Annotated in this window: 13 protein-coding genes and 1 pseudogene; 7 read left to right on the plus strand and 7 right to left on the minus strand. The window is 62.0% G+C overall.

What is annotated here, in order from left to right; genetic code table 11:
* Positions 1-116 precede the first annotated feature (116 nt).
* Together AC5RWD_RS21400 and AC5RWD_RS21405 are read right to left on the minus strand one after the other, a co-directional pair.
* A complete protein-coding gene (locus AC5RWD_RS21400; RefSeq protein WP_494021937.1) occupies positions 117-1418 on the minus strand; it encodes an Nramp family divalent metal transporter in 1302 nt (433 codons plus the stop codon).
* A gap of 121 nt (positions 1419-1539) precedes the next feature.
* A complete protein-coding gene (locus AC5RWD_RS21405; RefSeq protein ID WP_494021938.1) occupies positions 1540-2475 on the minus strand; it encodes a dihydrodipicolinate synthase family protein in 936 nt (311 codons plus the stop codon).
* A 166-nt stretch (positions 2476-2641) separates the two neighbouring features.
* Here AC5RWD_RS21405 and AC5RWD_RS21410 point away from each other — a divergent pair, with 166 nt between their 5' ends.
* Positions 2642-3652 carry a LacI family DNA-binding transcriptional regulator gene (locus AC5RWD_RS21410; RefSeq protein WP_494021960.1) on the plus strand — a complete coding sequence of 337 codons (1011 nt, stop codon included), beginning with the start codon at positions 2642-2644 and terminating at the stop codon, positions 3650-3652.
* A 290-nt stretch (positions 3653-3942) separates the two neighbouring features.
* Here AC5RWD_RS21410 and AC5RWD_RS21415 read toward each other — a convergent pair.
* From AC5RWD_RS21415 to AC5RWD_RS21425, 3 genes and pseudogenes are all read right to left on the minus strand, one after another.
* Positions 3943-6128: pseudogene (locus tag AC5RWD_RS21415) on the minus strand (amylo-alpha-1,6-glucosidase).
* Between the two features lie 309 nt (positions 6129-6437).
* Positions 6438-6806, minus strand: a complete 369-nt coding sequence (locus AC5RWD_RS21420; protein ID WP_494021939.1) for a carboxyltransferase domain-containing protein — start codon at positions 6804-6806, stop codon at positions 6438-6440.
* 41 nt (positions 6807-6847) lie between these two features.
* The gene (locus tag AC5RWD_RS21425; protein ID WP_494021940.1) at positions 6848-8011 is read right to left on the minus strand and encodes an acyl-CoA dehydrogenase family protein; all 1164 of its coding nucleotides are present in this window, start codon (positions 8009-8011) and stop codon (positions 6848-6850) included.
* 262 nt (positions 8012-8273) lie between these two features.
* On the opposite strand from AC5RWD_RS21425, the gene AC5RWD_RS21430 reads away from it, so the two are divergent.
* The 6 genes from AC5RWD_RS21430 (at position 8274) to AC5RWD_RS21455 (ending at position 13743) form a co-directional block, all read left to right on the plus strand.
* Positions 8274-8852, plus strand: coding sequence for a MaoC family dehydratase (locus AC5RWD_RS21430; protein WP_494021941.1), 579 nt, complete (start codon positions 8274-8276; stop codon positions 8850-8852).
* Positions 8849-9718, plus strand: a complete 870-nt coding sequence (locus tag AC5RWD_RS21435) for an HpcH/HpaI aldolase/citrate lyase family protein (protein WP_494021942.1) — start codon at positions 8849-8851, stop codon at positions 9716-9718. The genes AC5RWD_RS21430 and AC5RWD_RS21435 overlap by 4 nt, the downstream gene beginning before the upstream one ends.
* Positions 9718-10875 carry a CaiB/BaiF CoA transferase family protein gene (locus AC5RWD_RS21440; RefSeq protein ID WP_494021943.1) on the plus strand — a complete coding sequence of 386 codons (1158 nt, stop codon included), beginning with the start codon at positions 9718-9720 and terminating at the stop codon, positions 10873-10875. The genes AC5RWD_RS21435 and AC5RWD_RS21440 overlap by 1 nt, the downstream gene beginning before the upstream one ends.
* A gap of 582 nt (positions 10876-11457) precedes the next feature.
* Positions 11458-11964 (plus strand): HtaA domain-containing protein, encoded by a 507-nt coding sequence (locus AC5RWD_RS21445; protein WP_494021944.1) that lies wholly within the window; start codon positions 11458-11460, stop codon positions 11962-11964.
* Complete coding sequence (locus AC5RWD_RS21450; RefSeq protein ID WP_494021945.1) at positions 11964-13259, plus strand: FAD-dependent oxidoreductase; 1296 nt, start codon at positions 11964-11966, stop codon at positions 13257-13259. The genes AC5RWD_RS21445 and AC5RWD_RS21450 overlap by 1 nt, the downstream gene beginning before the upstream one ends.
* Before the next feature lie 25 nt (positions 13260-13284).
* Positions 13285-13743, plus strand: coding sequence for a flavodoxin domain-containing protein (locus AC5RWD_RS21455; RefSeq protein WP_494021946.1), 459 nt, complete (start codon positions 13285-13287; stop codon positions 13741-13743).
* A 611-nt stretch (positions 13744-14354) separates the two neighbouring features.
* On the opposite strand, the gene AC5RWD_RS21460 is transcribed toward AC5RWD_RS21455, so the two are convergent.
* The gene (locus AC5RWD_RS21460) at positions 14355-15878 is read right to left on the minus strand and encodes an aldehyde dehydrogenase (RefSeq protein WP_494021947.1); all 1524 of its coding nucleotides are present in this window, start codon (positions 15876-15878) and stop codon (positions 14355-14357) included.
* A gap of 64 nt (positions 15879-15942) precedes the next feature.
* Positions 15943-17289, minus strand: a complete 1347-nt coding sequence (gene gabT, locus AC5RWD_RS21465) for a 4-aminobutyrate--2-oxoglutarate transaminase (RefSeq protein WP_494021948.1) — start codon at positions 17287-17289, stop codon at positions 15943-15945.
* Positions 17290-17411 lie beyond the last annotated feature (122 nt).

Below are 17411 nucleotides of genomic sequence, written 5' to 3' on the forward strand. Positions count from 1 at the left end.
TTGTTGGCGTTTTTTCCCCAGATCTCCTCCGCGGCTGGCGGGTCTATGCGCGTCCACCCGCGGCCACCATCGGCGCCCCCCCCGCTCGGGGGGGGCCCACTACTTTGTTGCCGTGTTTAGCCGAACAGTGTGGTAATCAGCCGGATGGACAGAGCGATGATGGCAAGGAGGCCGATGGCTCCAAAGAGGTTGTGCCACCACTTGTTGCGTAGGTCTCCCATGAGGGCGGTTTTATTGGCCATGGTGACGATCAGGACCCCGAGCAGGGGTGCGATGAGGACTGTCAGGGACTGGGCGATGACGATCAGTCCGACGGGGGAGGACTGGAATGAGAGGGTGATGATCAGGCCGAAGGCCAGGATCATGCCGGTGAAGATGCGGGCTGCGGGGGACCCTGCTTTGGAGCCGCGGCCGATGGCGTCGGAGAGCATGGTGCCGCCTGCGGTGGCGTTGGCAATCATGGAGGAGAACGCTGCGCCGGAGAGTCCCAGGGCGAACACCATGGCTCCGGTGGGGCCTGCCAACGGGGTGAAGATGGAGGCCAGGGCGTTGATGGTCCCTGCTTCGGCCCCGGTCTTGCCGAGTACGGCGGCGGCGACCATGATGACGAGCGCCGTCATGATGCCGGGTGCGACGATGCCGGGGATGGTGTCGACGAGGGTGATGTCGCGGTAGTCGGCGCGGGTGCGGCGGTGTTCCTTGATGCCGTAGGAGGTGTAGAAGGCGGCGTTGATGGAGAAGTTGGTGCCGACCAGGGCCACGATGAGAATTTCACTTCCGGCCGGCAGGCTCGGAACCATGCCTGCCATGGACCGGTACCAGTCCGGTTGGGCAACGACGGTGCTGGCGATGAAGGCCAGACCCATGAGCACGACGATGACTAGGAGCGCTTTTTCGACGATGCCGTAGACGTTTTTGAAGGCCAGGACGATGCCGACTGCGATGGTGCAGACCACGGTCCAGAGGACTGGGGAGCCGCCGAAGATCAGGGACAGGCCGAGTCCGGAGCCCACGGCGTTGCCGACGGAGAACATGAGGGTGATGCCGAAGACGCCGAAGCCTGCGAGAAGACCGACCCATTTGCCGAGGTGTTCCTTGATCGAGGTGATCAGGGATACGGGCGTTGCAATGCCGAGGCGGACGCTCATGTCGGTGAAGAAGATCATGAGGATCGTTGATACGGCGATGACCCAGACGAGGGTGTAGTCGAACCGGCTTCCGGCCTGCACGGCGGTGGTGAGGTTTCCGGGGCCGAACTGCCAGGCTCCGACGACGAAGGCCGGGCCCATGAGGGCAAGGTAGCCCAGGAAGGTGCGGCGGTTTTTAGTGCTGCCTTCTGCCTGGTGTTCTTGCTGGGTTGCCATTTGGTCTTCCCTGGCTCCGGGGTGGGTGATGGTCTTATTCTGCTGCTCGCGCATTGGCGAGTCCTCCTTATACAGCGACATTGCTGGGTCGTCGATGACCGGGGTGGAGAGTAAAGAGTTGGGCACGGGTGGCGGGCGGTGGCCCGCCACCCGTGAGGATCCGGGGAAGAAGGGATCAGGCGCTGACGGTGACCTTGCCGATGTTTGCGGCAGCGAAGGCTTCCGCAATCTCGGTATCGGCGCCTTCGGGCAGGGGCAGGAGCGGGGTGCGCACCGTGGCGTGGTCCAGGATGCCGCGGTTCACAAGGCCCCACTTCAAGGCGACGGTGCCTTCCATGTGGGAACCGCGGTGGTAAACGTTCTTGGTCACCGGGAGCAGCCGCTCGTGGATGGCGTGTGCACGCGGGTAGTCCTGCGCCTTGCCGGCCTCGATCAGTTCGACGAGGAGTTCGGGGGCGATGTTGCCGTAGCCGACGAGCAAACCGTCGACATCGAACATCGTCGGCAGCAGGTACTCGTCATGGCAGGACAGCACCTGCAAGTCGGGGTACGCGGCGCGCAGTGCGGGGATCTCGGTGTACCAACGGCGCATGTTCCGGACACCGTTCTTCGTGGCGAAGACGCCCTCCTGGCCGGCGATCTCCAGCTGGGTGTCGAGGTCGTAGGTCGCCTTGGTGTTGTCGGGGTACTGGAACAGGATCAGCGGCAGACCGGACTCTTCATAGATCTCCTGGTAGCGCGACTGGGGAGCACCGTTCTGGTATCCGAAGCGCAGCCACCCGTGCGAGGGGTAGACGAGACCGGCGGATGCGCCGGCTTCGACGGCCTTCTTGGCCTCGAGGGCCGCGGTCTTGTTGCCCTCCTTCGTGATGCCGGCCACGACCGGCACACGGCCGTCGGTCGACGCCACGAACGCGCGGATAACGTCCAGCTGCTCCTCTTCGGTAAGGAACGTGCCTTCGCCGGCGTGCCCCAGAACGACGAGGCTCTTCACGCCCTCAATCGATCCGAGCCACGAACCCAGACGCTGGATCGCAGCGTAGTCGACGGCGCCGTCTTCGGTGAACGGGGTGACAGGTGCGGGGCTGAGTCCGCGGAGATCGAGTGTCATTACAGCTACCTCTTGTCTTCATTGATGGTCGGTAGTCCCGCTACTATGAAAACGTTTGCGGGAACGTTTTCAAGTTTGCACGTGTCGCAGCTCACTGTCAAGAGAACGTTTGCACGGAAGGAGGATTAGAGTGTCTGTACCACCTCTGCTGACCAGGAGAACCCCCATGGAACCGGCCGCCACCGGCAACGTTGTCACACTGAAGGACGTCGCAGCAGCCAGTGGCGTGAGCATCTCCACGGCCAGCCGCGCCCTCGATGAACGGACCACCTCCCGGTCCGCGGCCGCAGCGAACGTCCGGAAGGTAGCTGAGGAGCTCGGGTACCGGAGGAACTCCTTCGCCTCAAGCCTGCGCCGCGGTGAGACCCGGACCTTGGGCGTCCTGGTCCCTCGCCTGAGCGACACCGTGATGGCCCTAATGTTCGAAGAACTCGAAAAGGCTGCCTCCTCCCGCGGCTACTTCGCCATGGTCGCCACCAGCGGAGACGACCCTGACGAGGAACGCAGCGCAGCTGAAACCCTGCTCGACCGCAACGTCGACGGATTGATCCTGGCAACGGCCCGGCTCGACGACGACCTACCCCGGCTCCTGCGTGAACGCCGGGTAGCACATGCACTGGTACTGCGTACCGACGGCATCAGCCCATCAGCACTCGGAGATGACGAAGTGGGCGGCTACCTGGCCGTGCGCCACCTCATCGACCTCGGCCACCGCGACATCGCCGTAGTCACCGGCCCCGATTTCACATCCTCGGGGAAAGCCCGTCTCGCCGGGGCCCGCAGAGCCATGGAAGAAGCCGACATCAACCCGCCTGACAAATGGCTTATCGCCGCGGGCTACGGCATCGAAAACGGCTACACCGCCGGTGAAACGCTCCTCGGCGCCGGCCACCGCCCCACAGCGATCTTCGCAGCAAACGACAACATCGCCATGGGTGTTATGGCTGCAGCCCATCGCAACGGCATCACCATCCCCGATGACCTCGCACTGGTCGGGTACAACGACACACCCCTATCGGCGCGGCTGCCCACACCCCTAAGCTCGGTCCACGTTCCCCTGGACCAAATCGCCGCCACCGCCATCGACCTCATCGTCAACCAGGGCACGGAACCCCTCATCAGGCGGTCCATGCCGACCCTCATCCCCCGCCAATCCAGCGGAACACCCAAGCACTAGTCCACAGCTGCCGGGTGATGAACTGTCAGTTTGGGGTGTGCTTCAGCCTGACACCCGAATTGGGAGGCGCCAGTCACTAGTTAGTGCAATCGCGCCGTCAACTAACCGCACCATTGTGCAAGCCGTCAGCCGCCTGACTTGCGACTAGACGATCCTGTCTTTCAACCCGAGGAGTGTGGGGCTTAGCCATGCCACGAATGAAAGCCCACGGCTCCGGCGACGGCTGCCATTCTAATGAGTTGCAAGAGCCTGATCCAGCGTCCCGGCGCGAGTGAGCCTCCAGGAAGCGTTCAACTGGAGGGCCGTCGATTCGTTTGGCGCGGTGCTTCCGTGCGGCGATAGGCCTGTTCGACGAGTTCTGTCATCCATGGACGGTATCCCCTATGGAACCTGATCCCGTCGGGCAGTCCCTGGACGGACGGGACGGAGTTGGCAATGTCTATGGTGATGCGGCCGCCACCAGGGGTGCGTTGGTGATGTGCAGTTCCCCAAATGACTCCGGAAGAACCGGGTCTATCCATACCCCACCTTGGGAGACGTGTGTGTCGTACCGCATGAGGCTGGTTATCAGCTGGATGGGTGTGGTCGCTGCCCAGGCCTGGGGTGAGCACGCAGTCGGGTAGGGAACGGGGGCGGGGAGCTGATCTCGGCTGAATCCGCAGAACAGCTCCGGGAGGCGGCCCTCGGAGTACTCGGCTGCCTCCAGTATCCCTATGCAAATCTGCTGGGCCTCGGCCACGAAGCCGTAGCGCAATAGGCCAGCCGCGATGATGGCGTTGTCGTGGGGCCAGACGGAACCGTTGTGATAGCTGGCGGGGTTGTAGGCGCCCATGTCGCTGGCGAGGGTGCGCACGCCCCAGCCGCTGAACATCTCGGGGGACATCAGCCTTTCGGCCACCGGTGAGGCTTTGTCCTCATCCACCAGGCCGTATACGAGGCAGTGGCCCATGTTGGAGGCGCACGCGTCGACCTGCCGTTTCTTGCCGTCGAGGGCGATGGCGTAGTAGCCCCGTTCGGGCATCCAGAACGCTTCGTTGAATTGTTTCTTCAGCTGTGCGGCCCGATCGGCGAATTCGTTGGCCAAGCCCGTGTCACCGGCATCGTATGCCATCCATGCGCGCGCTGTGTACGCGGCGTAGACATAGCCCTGCACCTCACATAGCGCGATCGGGGGTTCGGCCAGAGTGCCGTCGGCGAAGTTGATGCCGTCCCATGAATCCTTCCAGCCCTGGTTGAGCAGCCCTTGGTCGTTGAGGCGCTCATACTCGACGAACCCGTCGCCGTCCTTGTCCCCATAGTCCCTGATCCAGTCGAGTGCACGGTCAGCGTTGGGCAGAAGCGCGGCGATGGTGTCCTTCGCGAATCCCCATCGGCTAACTGATCCAAGGACGTCGACGAAGAGCGGGGTGGCGTCCACGCTGCCGTAGTAGTTTGATTTGCCGCCCAGGGATAGCCCGCTGGAGACGTCGAGCCGGACCTCGTGGAGGATCTTTCCCGGTTCCTCTTCGGACAGCGGATCAACCACCGTCCCTTGGCGGTCTGCCAGCGTCTGTAGTGTGCCCAGGGCCAGGGAAGGGTCCACCGGTAGCGCCATTTGCGACGCCCACAAAGAGTCGCGGCCGAACAGGGTCATGAACCAGGGTGCGCCGGCGGCCACGACCACCCTTTCCGGATGATTCGGATCCTCGATGCGAAGGGCGCCAAGGTCGTCGTAGCTGCGGCGCAGGGTCCTTTCAATCGAACGGTTGCCCATCTGAAGGACGGGTATCTTCGCCACCCACTCCCGCCGGCGGCGGTCCCGGGGGGACAAACCGTCCCCGTCGGGATGAACGAATGCCGTGGCATGGGCGTCATCTTCGGTGCCAGGCAGCACGGTCAGGACTGTGCTCCAGTGTCCGTGCGGGGGGACGGTTACCCGGTAAGTAATGGCCTCAGGCGTTAAATCTGCGCCAGGAGCTTGGACAACCGTGGCCTTCCGAACGTCCTGCCAGACTCCCCGAATGGTGAGCTTGTCGCCGTCAGCCCTGCGGGTTTCGTCCCACCGGCGCTGGATGCGGGCTTCTTTCACCTCGAAAAGATCGGCAAAGTCCGCCTCGACCAACAGTGTGACCTCACACGAGGCGGGCTCCTGGGAGTAGTTGCGCACGGTGACCTGATCCTGGATGCCTGCCCCCACTTCCCGCAGCCGTTCCGCGATCAGGGGACTGTCGGCGTAGCCGTCGGAGCGCGGAACCCGTCCGACAAACAGTGCCCGGTACGGCTCCTTCGTCTGTGCCGTTAGCGGCTCAAGCGGCTGATCATTAACTGTCAGACCCCATCCCGAGAGGATTCTGGCGTCCTGGACGAAAAGACCATGCGGGTGTTCAGCGGCGATATCGCCGTTGGGCAAGGAAATGCAGAAGGAGGATCCCTCGACCAGGGTGACCGTTCCGGCCCCCAGCGGGCCGGCCGCCGTGTCAGCATTCCACCCAGCCATCGCGTTCCCCTTAAGAAACTACAACCGGCATGCCGTTCACCCTTAGGTAGGGGCTGCCGTCTCCGCCTCTTCTTCAGACGACGCTACGCTTGCTTCCACTCCCAAGCTAGGCCTTGGCGCTCGGTCAAAATTATGCTGGACGGCCGGTTCTGAATGTCACCATGGCCCCGGTACATGGGCCGAACCGCGATCCACCCGAGCTTCGCGAGGCAATGCTCGCGATGCTCGGGTGGAACGGATCTGCACAAACGGTCCATTACTTTCTTGGTGCAACGGATCCCTGAGGCGTTGACATTCCTGTAAGCGGCATCAGAGAGTGCCGGCCTGGCGGTGCCCGGTGGTGAAACCCGGCTCACCGGTTGACCCGTAATCATCCTCGGTCCCGCCAGCTGAGGCATCGATCAGCCTGATCAGCCGCTTCAGCGCGGGAGCTTCCATGACGGATGGATCGAACTCCACCAGAAGCGAATCGTTCGTTGGGATGAGCGGCTCGAGGCCTGGCACGTCGTAGGTGCTGAGCATTTTCGCGAGAGTGTGCACACGTTTGCGAACCGCGATTTTGTCGGCGCCGCTGACGATTGCGCGTATTGCAGTCGAGCCAACATTCACCACGGTGAACGTCGGCGAAAACAGAACCATCTTCCCGTCCTGAGGAAGCGAGCCTAGGCTGTGCACCATCCGATTCTCCTTATTCGGGTTCGTGAGAGTGGCGTCGACCTTTAGTACGAACGTGGGAGGCCCAGCACCTTGGTTGCGACGAAGGACTTGATCATGTTGTTGTTCACGGGTGCCACCTGGAACATGCGGGTTTCCCGGAATTTCCGTTCGACGTCGTACTCATCCACGAAGCCGTAGCCTCCATGGGTGTCCAGGCAGGCGTTGCCCGCAGCCCAGCTGGCCTCTGATGCGAGGTGCTTGGCCATGTTCGCTTCGGCGCCGCAGGGCTCGCCGGCGTCGAAGAGCCGTGCGGCTTCGTAGCGCATCATGTCGGCTGCCCTGACCTTCATGTAGGCGTCCGTGATGGGGAATTGCACGCCTTGGTTAGCGCCGATCTGGCGACCGAACACGCTTCGTTTGTTGGCGTACTCTACCGCCCGCGTTGTGAACCAGTACCCGTCACCGATCGCTTCGGAGGCCAGCAGAATCCGCTCGGCGTTCCATCCGTCAATGACGTAGCGGAACCCCTTGCCGACTTCGCCTATCACGGCAGACTGGGGTACGCGCATGCCTTTGTAGAAGATCTGGTTGGTGGCGTAATTGAACATTGTGCGGACCTTAACGACTTCCAAGGTCTCTGGCTGTTCGGCGCGTACTTGGCGCAGATCCACCAGGAAGAGCGTCAGGCCGTGCGTACGGTCCTCGTCAGCCTTCTTTGACGTCCGGGCGAGCACGAACGCGAGGTCTGATTCATCGATTCGGCTGGTCCAGCTCTTGTGGCCGGTGATGACGTAGTCGTCCCCGTCCTTGACCGCGGCCGTTTCGATGCTCGTTGTGTCGGAGCCGGCTGCATCTTCTGTAATGGAAAATGCCTGCAGGCGGAGGTCGCCGGAAGCGATTGCCGGGAGGTAGGCGTTCTTCTGGTCTTCGTTTCCATGCCGAAGCAGCGCGCCCATGGTGTACATCTGGGCGTGGCACGCCGCGGAATGGCCGCCGGACTTGTTGATTTCCTCCATGATCACGCTTGCCTCGGTGAGGCCCACGCCCAAGCCGCCGTACTCAGTGGGGATCAGCGCGGCCAGGAGCCCTTCCTTGGTCAACCTGTCCACAAATTCCTGCGGGTAGCGGCGGTTGCGATCGGTTTCCCGCCAGTAGGTGTCCGGAAACAGGGCGCAGAGAGTACGGGTCTTTACCCTCAGCTCTTCGACAGAAGTATGGACAGTCACGGGGTGCTCCTCGGTTTGTGGCTAGGCGTCGTCGGAAGCCAGTAAGCGATCAAAAGAAAATACATTCACACCGCGAAATTGCCGGCCTTGCCTTTAACCTCGCGGTATGCAAGGCCACACCCGGCCTTCCGGACGGACGGGCCAATATATTGGCTCTCCCCTTGTCTCCGGGAGACCCGGGAGTGGCTTATTCAGGGTCCGCGGAACAAAACAGTTGTCGCACCGACTCTTCGAGACTAATATACGGGATACGGTATCCGCAATGGAAGAGGAACTAACGACGATGACGTCAGAACTTACAACGGGGCGAACCCGTGTAGTACCGGGATGGACTGGGCGCCTGTTTGAAGATTTTTCGGTCGGCGACATCTACTACCACCCTTTTGGTAAGACGGTCACGGAGGCTGACAACCAAAACTTCACCTTAATCACGCAGAACGTGGCCAAGACCCACGTGGACCGCAACTTCGCCGCAGGTACGGAGTTTGGCCGGCCTTTGGTTAATTCGACGTTTACTCTTGCGCTGGTGACTGGTCAGTCCACGATTGACCTGTCCATGAACGTCTTCGCGAACATGGGCTGGGACGAAGTGCGGATGCCTAACCCTGTGTATGAGGGCGACACCATCTACTCGCGGTCCAAGGTCCTCGCCATCCGCGAATCCAAGTCCCGACCAAACCTTGGCCTTGTCACTGTGGCCACCGAAGGGTTCAATCAGGACGCCAAAATCGTCATCAGCTACCGGCGGACCTTTATGGTCTACCGCCAGGGACACTTGCCGGGTGTCGAGTCGGCCAGACCCGACGAATCAACGTTGCCGGACCACGGAGATTTCCAGTGACCGGTCCGCGGGGCGTGGTGTTGGAAACTCAGGGACGGGAACTGGTTGCCGCGGCAGTAACGGCGCTGTTCGTCCCGGGCGACCGGCCAGACCGTTTCGCCAAGGCGGCAGCCTCGGGCACCGACGTCGTCATCGTCGATCTTGAGGACGCTGTGGCACCGGAGAACAAAGCGCAAGCGCTGGCCACCGCCGTCGATTCGCTGACTCGTGGTGAACTGCGTGCATTGGTCCGGATCAATCCGCTCGGAACTGAAAGCAGCAACGTCGAGATTATTGCTCTTCTGGACGTTGCCCAGCAGGCCAGGCACGGACTGCTGGGGTTGGTTATCCCCAAGGCCGAAGACAGCATGGCCCTGAGAAACCTCGCCCGTCGTTGCGACACGCTTGATCTGGCAGTCATACCCCTCGTTGAAAGCGCTGTTGGCGTGGTCGGCGCGGCCGGGATCGCCGGAATACCCGGTATCACCCGATTGTCGTTCGGAGCCATCGACTACGCCCTCGACATAGATGCCGGAAGCGATGACAGGTTTTTGGACCATGCTCGGAGTGCCCTGGTGATCTCATCGCGGGCGGCCGGAATACCGGCGCCCCTGGATTCGCCCGCCATCTTCATCAAAGAGACCGACAAGGTTCAGGCATCCGCAAACCTTTCACGGGGTTTCGGATTCGGCGGCAAGCTGTGCATCCACCCCTCCCAGGTTCCTATCGTGAGCCAATCATTCCGCCCGGCTCCAGTGGAGGTTCAGTGGGCTGAATCTGTAGTTTCCGCCGGCGGCGGGGCCAGCCAGATAGAGGGCCAAATGATCGACCGTCCTGTCATCGAACGGGCACAGCGCATTCTCGCCCGAGCACGAAAGGAGAAGTGATGAGCCGGTTACCTCTTGAAGGAATCACGGTTGTCTCCCTGGAACAGGCCGTCGCCGCCCCGTTTGCCACCCGGCAACTCGCCGATCTGGGAGCCAGGGTCATCAAGATTGAGCGGGACACCGGAGATTTCGCGCGCGGCTATGACAGCAAAGTCAACGGCATGGCAAGCTACTTTGTGTGGCTCAACCGGGGCAAGGAGAGCATCGTCCTCGATCTCAAATCCGCCCACGGCCTCGAAGCCCTGAAGCAGCTTGTGGCCAAGGCAGATGTCCTGGTTCAGAACCTCGCCCCGGGCGCGGTCGAACGGCTGGGCTTCGGTCCCGACGACGCCCTGGCGCTCAATCCCAAACTTATCCACGTCTCCGTTTCCGGGTACGGGAAGGGCGGCCCGTACGAGCAAAAAAAGGCCTATGACCTCCTCGTCCAGTGCGAATCGGGGCTCTTGAGCGTTACTGGAACCGACGACTCCCCGGCGAAGGTGGGGGTTTCAATCGCCGACATCTGCGCCGGAATGTACGCCTATTCAGGGATACTGACGTCCCTGCTGCAAAGGGCTTCAACGGGCAAAGGCGACGTCCTGGAAATCTCGATGCTGGAGGCACTGGGGGAGTGGGTGAGCCAGCCCTATTTCTTTGCCGAGTACGGCGGGGCTCCGCCTGCGCGGAGCGGGGCCCAGCACGCCAGCATCGCCCCTTACGGGCCATTCGACGCCGCTGACGGGACCGTCTTCTTCGGTATCCAAAATGAGCGCGAGTGGGAAAAGTTCTGCCGGGACGTTCTCCAGAAACCAGAACTGGCAGACGAGCCCCGGTTCCGGGGGAACGACGCCAGGGTTCACAACCGTGACGATCTCCACAGCGAGATCAACGACGTGCTGCGGTCCCTTTCAATTCAGCTTGTCGTTGAACGGCTCGACGCGGCATCCATCGCCAATGCTGAACTGCGCGACATGCACGGGTTCTCCGCCCACCCGCAGTTGTCCGCGAGAAACCGGTGGCGTGACGTTCAGTCTTCCGTCGGTGACGTCCGCAGCCTGATCCCGCCGGTCACCTCCAGGGAGGCAGGGTTCTCCATGGGACCAGTGCCTGAGTTGGGGGAGCACACCGAGCAGGTTCTTGCCGAGCTGGGACTGCCGCTTACTGCTGCTGACCGCTGATTCCCCATTGCCGCCGGGTCCGGAAGGCACCCGGCGGCACTACTTTATTCTTAGCGAGAGCATCAGGAGAAGAGACACCAGAGTAACCGGCAGTGACGACCGGGGCCGCAGGCATCTCAGTGATGAAGCGGCCGCCTACGTCCGCGGGCCCATCATGTCCGGCAAACTCATGCCGGGAACACCGTCAGACCCGAGACGGTCGGATAAGCCCTCAGCTTTTCCACCACCCCCGCCGGCGAGGACCTGCAGGCACTGCGCGGTGGAAGGCTCTGGACCTGCTCCCGCGTTCAGGCTTCCAGGTCGCACCACTCACCGGAGAAGACATACGGGACCTCTTCCACCTGCAGGCACTCATAGCCGGTGAATTGGCAGCGAGAGCTGCGACCGGCCCCACACACAATGAGTTGGCGGAACTGGAGCAGTTCACCACGAACTGATCACGGCCGCGCGGAGCGCCTCGGCGCCGTCCCACGAGACCCAGAAACGAGCTGCCGCCGGAGCAAGGAAAGACCAGAAAGCCTTGTTCGTGTTCCGTATACGGTATACGCTTAGTGCAACGCAGCTGATCCTGAAGGAGATGACGTGAAGAAGCTTAGGCGAGCCCCCGCCGGTACCCACTCTTTGCAATGGCGCATTGATCCGGCGTTTGATGACTACGTCCGCAACCGCACCGGTGATGGGACGGTCACGCTTTCAGCCGGTGCCACGCGTGATGACGATGGCTACTACCATTTCCCCAAAAGCGTTACTTCGGGGGATCCCGAAAACCTGCACTTCGGCGGCTCGGTCGAATTCCGCGCGTACTTGGGTGTTCTTTCGCTTCGCATCGCCGAACCGAGCCTGCACGTATCAGGGGGCGTGGTCCACATGTACATTGTGGACGACTCCGCCCCCGTAGGGACTCGGCTGGAGCTCGCAACGGCAGCTATTGAGCCGGGCGCAGCCGGCAGCATGCTGGACCTTCGCCTGACCGAGCGCGGCGCTGAGCTGTTCCTCGGCAAGTATCCTGCCGGCACTCCCTTGGCACCTTTGAACACCGTTCTCGGTGCCCCTGCTGCCAGAGCATTTTCCGTCGAAGGAGCTTTGTGATGGATACGCCTCTGTCCGTCGCGGTCATTGGAAGCGGGCCTTCCGGTTGCTACCTTGCCCAAAGCCTGCGCCGGTCATTTCCGCAGTCGGAGATTACGATCTATGACCGGCTTGCCTCCCCGTTCGGCCTGGTCCGCTACGGGGTTGCCCCGGATCATCAGAGCACCAAATCGATCCAGGCACAGTTTGCCCGGTTGTTTGAACGCGACAACGTCCGCTTCGCGGGCAACGTTGAGGTTGGCGTCGACGTCTCCCTGGACGAATTGCGCAGCATCCACCACATCGTCGTGTTGGCTGCAGGCCTTGCCGAGGACCGGGCCGTCGGGGTGCCGGGGGAGGACCTTCCGGAGGTCTATCGCGCCGGCCGCATCACGAGGCTCTTCAACGCGCATCCGCTCGAGCAGACTGAGGTGCCGAAGTTCGGCAAATCCGTGGTAATTATCGGCGGCGGCAACGTCTCCATCGACATCCTGCGGCTACTGATCAAGCGGCCGGAGGATTTCCTCAACAGTGACATCGATGATGACGTGCTGGCAGCATACGTCCAGGCTCCTGTGAGCCACGTCGACCTCATCTGCCGGTCGACCGTCACAAACGCTCCCTCTGATCCTGTAATGCTCGCTGAGCTCGGACGCATAAGCGGCGTGAAATTCTCCTGCGCCGATCCCCTTACGGTAGCGAAGGACGCTCCGCGTACCGCCGTGGCGCGGGCCAAAGCCGTAAAGGAGCTTCTCCAGGTCGATCCGGGAACCGAGACACGTGTCGAGGTGGTTTTGCACTTTGGGTGGGCGCCGGTGAGCATCAACGGGGACGGGCACGTCCAGAGCCTGGAACTGCGATCCGTCAATGATGGCCGGCCGAACATACTTCTCGACACAGACTCTGTCGTAACAGCCATTGGGTTCGATTTCGACGGCGGTGACTGGCACGGTCTCGGTGCTCTCAAGGCAAACCTTGAAAGCGGGGTGCTGGATTACGGGCTGTACCGCACAGGCTGGATCAAGCGCGGTTCCCGTGGAACGATCGCCGAGAACAGGTCCTGCGCGAAGGCCGTGGCAGAAGAGATCGTCGCGGGCGTCGATTCGCTCCAGCAACAGCCGAAGCCGGGATACGCCGGCCTGCCCGAAGAGGTCCGGGCCAAGGCTGTGGATTATTCGGCGTGGAAGCGCGTGGACGCCGCCGAGACTGATGCCGCTGCTGCTGATCGGTCCCGCCGAAAGATCCCCAGCCATGAACAGATGGTCGCCATCGCACACAACAAACTCGCTCAAACCGCCGCCCCCGGCACCAACTAACTCAGGCATCAAACAGGAGAAAATGATGAAGATCCAACTTCTTTTCGGGACGGAATCCGGCAATGCAGAGATTGCGGCTGAAGACCTCGCTGACTCGATCAGGAACGACATCCAGGAAGTCCAAGTGCACGACCTGTCAGCGTTCTCAATCTCTGAACTGCAGCATGACACGATGTACGTGTTTCTGTGCTCCACGTACGGCGAAGGGGATCTGCCCAATACGGCACTGCCGTTTTACGCAGACCTTTCCGTTGTCCGCCCCGACCTGACCGGTGTGCGTTACGCGATGTTCGGCCTGGGCGATACGTTCTACACGGAAACCTACGGACAGGGTGCCACGAAGCTCGACGACAAACTTACCGAGTTGGGGGCGGAGCGCGTAGGGGAAATCGGCCGTTATGACGCCTCGTCCTGGGAGCCGGTGGGCGAAGCCGCTGTAGCCTGGTTCGCTGGCGTGCTCGATGAGGTCGCCGCACCCCGCTAACCAAAATCTTGCAATGACCCGGACCCGACGAAAGTTGTCGGGTCCGGGTCATTGCCGTTTTCGCCACATCATCCATCGGCCGCAGCCACAAAGACGCGGCACAGTGCAGCACAGAAGGCACTGCATCGCGCCCCTAAGTGCACACACGACTGTGGAACGTGGATTTGGGAAGGCACCGCACGAGCCTGGGCGGTGACGGTGCCCTTGTTGCAGGAGCGGCAACAGGTCCTGACGCACAGGCGTGAGGGCGCGCCGTGGGCGATTGCCAAGCGCGGCAAAACCCCGTCCGGTAGAGCGTTCCGGTTCCCGCGTATTGCCGCCGAGCATGAGAGCGGGACACGAAAACGCCTCCTCGATGCCTTGAGCAAGGCGGTCGGCATGCCGGCTGCCAGGTCCTTGTGCCTTGCATGTGCCAGCTGCTCCTGGCTAACTCCAGCGGGGAAGTTAGCCCTCCGCTGTTACCGGGATGGCCGCCCCACAAAAGGGGCTCAGGGACCTCGGTGCTTCACGGCTTTGGGGACTCTTTCTCGTCTGCCCGTCTTTCCGGTGGACGGCCGCTGGGCAGCAGAAAGGTCCCCGGGAGGATTCCCGGGGACCTTTCTGCTGCCGATCTATTTGATGATGAACGGGTTTGACGTGTCCGGCGCTGTGGAGATCCAGACGGACTTGACCTGGAGGTATTCCTTGATGGCGTCGATGCCGCTTTCCCTGCCCAGGCCGCTGCGCTTGTATCCGCCGAAAGGCGAGGTGAAGCTGACGGCGCGGTAGGTGTTGACCCATACGGTGCCGGCCTGCAGGTTCTCTGAGAGGCGGATGGCCCTCCCGATGTCCTGGGTCCAGACTCCGGCGGCCAGTCCGTAGTTGATGTCATTGGCTATGGCCAGGGCGTCGTCTTCGTCATCGAACGGGATGACGGCCAGGACGGGGCCGAAGACTTCTTCTTGCGCGATGCGCATCTCGTTGCGGACTTCGGTGAAGACCGTTGGCTGGACGAACTGCCCGCCGGACGCGCCTTCCCCGGTGTAGGCCGCTCCTCCGAGGATGCACTTTGCCCCCTCGCGCTGTGCGATATCGATGTAATCAAGCACCTTCTCGAACTGTGGCCGGGTTGTTACCGGTCCGACGTGCGTGTCGGGCAGCATGGGGTCGCCGATTTTGGCTTGTTCGGCCAGCGCGACAACCCGCTGGACGAACTCGTCGTGAATGGAGCGCTGGACCAGCAGTCGTGATCCGGCGATGCAGGTCTGGCCGGTTGCGGCGAATATGCCTGAAATGACCCCGGTGGCCGCGGCATCCAGGTCTGCGTCCTCAAAGACGATGTTCGGGGACTTGCCGCCCAATTCGAGGGAGACGTGCTTGAACTGGCTGGCTGCGTTTTCGTAGATCTTCTGCCCGGCTGTCTCGGATCCGGTGAAAGCTACCTTTGCGATGTCCGGGTGACTGACGAGCGGGGCACCTACATCCTGGCCGAAGCCGGTGACGGTGTTGACGACGCCCGGCGGGAATCCCGCTTTTTCGAAAAGCTTCATGAATTCCAGGGTTGAGGCGGAAGTGAACTCAGAGGGCTTAATGACGACGGTGTTGCCGGCCGCCAGGGCAGCCGGCAGTTTCCATGCAAGAAGAAGCAACGGAGAGTTCCAGGGCGTGATCATTGCGATCGGCCCGAGGGGTTCCAGCCGGGTGTAGTTGAGGATGTTCGGTTTGTCGCTTGGGATGACCGCGCCCTCGATCTTGTCGGCCAGGCCGCCGTAGTAGCGGTACCACCCGGCCATGTACCGGGTCTGCGCGGACATTTCTGCGTAGAGCTTGCCGTTGTCGCTTACCTCAATCCGGGCAAGATGTGCGCTGTTGGCCTCGATGAGGTCCGCCAGGTCCATCAGCAGCTTGCCGCGGTACTGGGGCTTGGTCCTGCCCCAGCTCTTGAAGGCCTCTGTAGAAGCAGCTACTGCACGGGATACGTCCGCGGGTCCGCCTTTGGCGATCTTTGCCCAGACTTTCCCGGTGTAGGGATTGACGGTATCGAAGTACTCGTTGCCCTCCGGGGGTGTAAAGGTCCCGCCGATGTAGTGGTCGTAGTGTGTCAGGCCATTGCGGGCCTCGGGGTAGGTGACCAAATCACTGCTTTGTGCTGTCATCGCTGTTTCATCCTTTGCTGGGCGGCGTGACCACCGTGTGGTGCCCGCTGCTTATGGGGGTGGTTCATGAACGGGCCAATCCCTCTACGACGACTCCGATTCCTTCCTCCAGCAGATGATCCTCGATGGACAGCGGGGGAAGGAACCGGATGACATTGCCGTAGGTGCCGCAGGCAAGAAGGATGACGCCGTTTTCGTGGGCGTACTTCACGACGCGGGCAGTCAGTGCGGGATCCGGATCCTGGGTGACAGGGTCCACGAGTTCGATGGCGAACATCGCTCCGCGTCCGCGCACCTGGCCGATGCGGGGATCTGTTCCCTGCAGGTCCGTAAAGCGGCGGGTGAGGATATCCCCGATCTGCTGTGCGCGATCGAGCAAACCATCTTCCTCGTAGGCTTCGAGAGCCGCGAGAGCTGCGGCGCAGGCGATGGGGTTGCCGCTGTAGGTGCCTCCGAGGCCACCAACCTGGGCGGCGTCCATCAGCTCCGCACGTCCCGTGAGAGCCGAAAGGGGCAGTCCGCCGGCGATGCCCTTGGCCATGGTGATGAGGTCAGGGACAACTCCTTCATGGTCAACAGCGAACCATTTGCCCGTACGGGCGAAGCCGGACTGAATCTCGTCTGCGATGAAAACAATGCCGTTGCGTTCTGTCCATTCCTTCAGGGTCGACAGAAAGCCCTCTGCGGGAACGATGAACCCGCCCTCGCCCTGGATGGGCTCAATGATGATGCCTGCCACTGATGCGGCGCCGAGCTCGTTTTCGATCTGTTCGATCGTCTGGCGGGCAGCTTCGGGACCGGTGAGGCCACCGTCGCGGTAGGGGTAGGAGGCTGGAACGCGGTAGATTTCCGGGGCAAACGGGCCGAAACCCTGCTTGTAGGGCGCGCTCTTTGCGGTCAGGGCCATGGCAAGGTTTGTGCGGCCGTGGAAGGAATGTTCGAAGGCCACGATGGCCTGGCGGCCAGTCGCGCGCCGGGCTACCTTGACTGCGTTCTCCACGGCCTCCGAACCTGAGTTGAAGAGGGCTGTGCGCTTGGTGAAGTTCCCGGGCGTAATTTCGTTCAGCTTCTCCGCCACGGCAATGTAGCTCTCGTAGGGCACCACCGTGAAAGCGGTGTGCGTAAAGCGGTCCAGCTGATCACGGACGGCGCGGACCACACGGGGATTGGAGTTGCCGACGCTGGTAACGGCGATGCCTGAGCCCAGGTCAATGAACGAGTTCCCGTCCACGTCCAGGAGCGTTCCCCCGCCTGCTGCATCGGCAATGATGGGCAGGGTGTGGCCAACGGACCGGGCGACTGCGGACGCCTTGCGCTCAAGAATTTCGCGCGAGCGGGGACCCGGGATCTCAGTGACAAGCCTGCGCTCCTGGATGAGCTCAGGGCCGCCGACGGTGATCTTAGCGGTCATGGGGCCGCCTCCTTCGTGAGTTAGGTCTTCCTGGTGGTTCGTGACGCTTCTTCTGTCCGACCCCGATAAAAGAAAGGATTTCAAATGCTTGAATAAGGTATACGGTATACGCAAATCCGACC

The organism is Arthrobacter sp. CMU6, assembly GCF_059090205.1.

What these genes read in the sequence shown, in the direction of transcription:
- AC5RWD_RS21400 (WP_494021937.1), bottom strand. Translation starts at nt 1,418, where the DNA reads ATGCGCGAGCAGCAGAATAAGACCATCACCCACCCCGGAGCCAGGGAA.
- AC5RWD_RS21405 (WP_494021938.1), bottom strand. Translation starts at nt 2,475, where the DNA reads ATGACACTCGATCTCCGCGGACTCAGCCCCGCACCTGTCACCCCGTTC.
- AC5RWD_RS21410 (WP_494021960.1), top strand. Translation starts at nt 2,642, where the DNA reads ATGGAACCGGCCGCCACCGGCAACGTTGTCACACTGAAGGACGTCGCA.
- AC5RWD_RS21420 (WP_494021939.1), bottom strand. Translation starts at nt 6,806, where the DNA reads ATGGTGCACAGCCTAGGCTCGCTTCCTCAGGACGGGAAGATGGTTCTG.
- AC5RWD_RS21430 (WP_494021941.1), top strand. Translation starts at nt 8,274, where the DNA reads ATGGAAGAGGAACTAACGACGATGACGTCAGAACTTACAACGGGGCGA.
- AC5RWD_RS21440 (WP_494021943.1), top strand. Translation starts at nt 9,718, where the DNA reads ATGAGCCGGTTACCTCTTGAAGGAATCACGGTTGTCTCCCTGGAACAG.
- AC5RWD_RS21450 (WP_494021945.1), top strand. Translation starts at nt 11,964, where the DNA reads ATGGATACGCCTCTGTCCGTCGCGGTCATTGGAAGCGGGCCTTCCGGT.
- AC5RWD_RS21455 (WP_494021946.1), top strand. Translation starts at nt 13,285, where the DNA reads ATGAAGATCCAACTTCTTTTCGGGACGGAATCCGGCAATGCAGAGATT.
- AC5RWD_RS21460 (WP_494021947.1), bottom strand. Translation starts at nt 15,878, where the DNA reads ATGACAGCACAAAGCAGTGATTTGGTCACCTACCCCGAGGCCCGCAAT.
- gabT (WP_494021948.1), bottom strand. Translation starts at nt 17,289, where the DNA reads ATGACCGCTAAGATCACCGTCGGCGGCCCTGAGCTCATCCAGGAGCGC.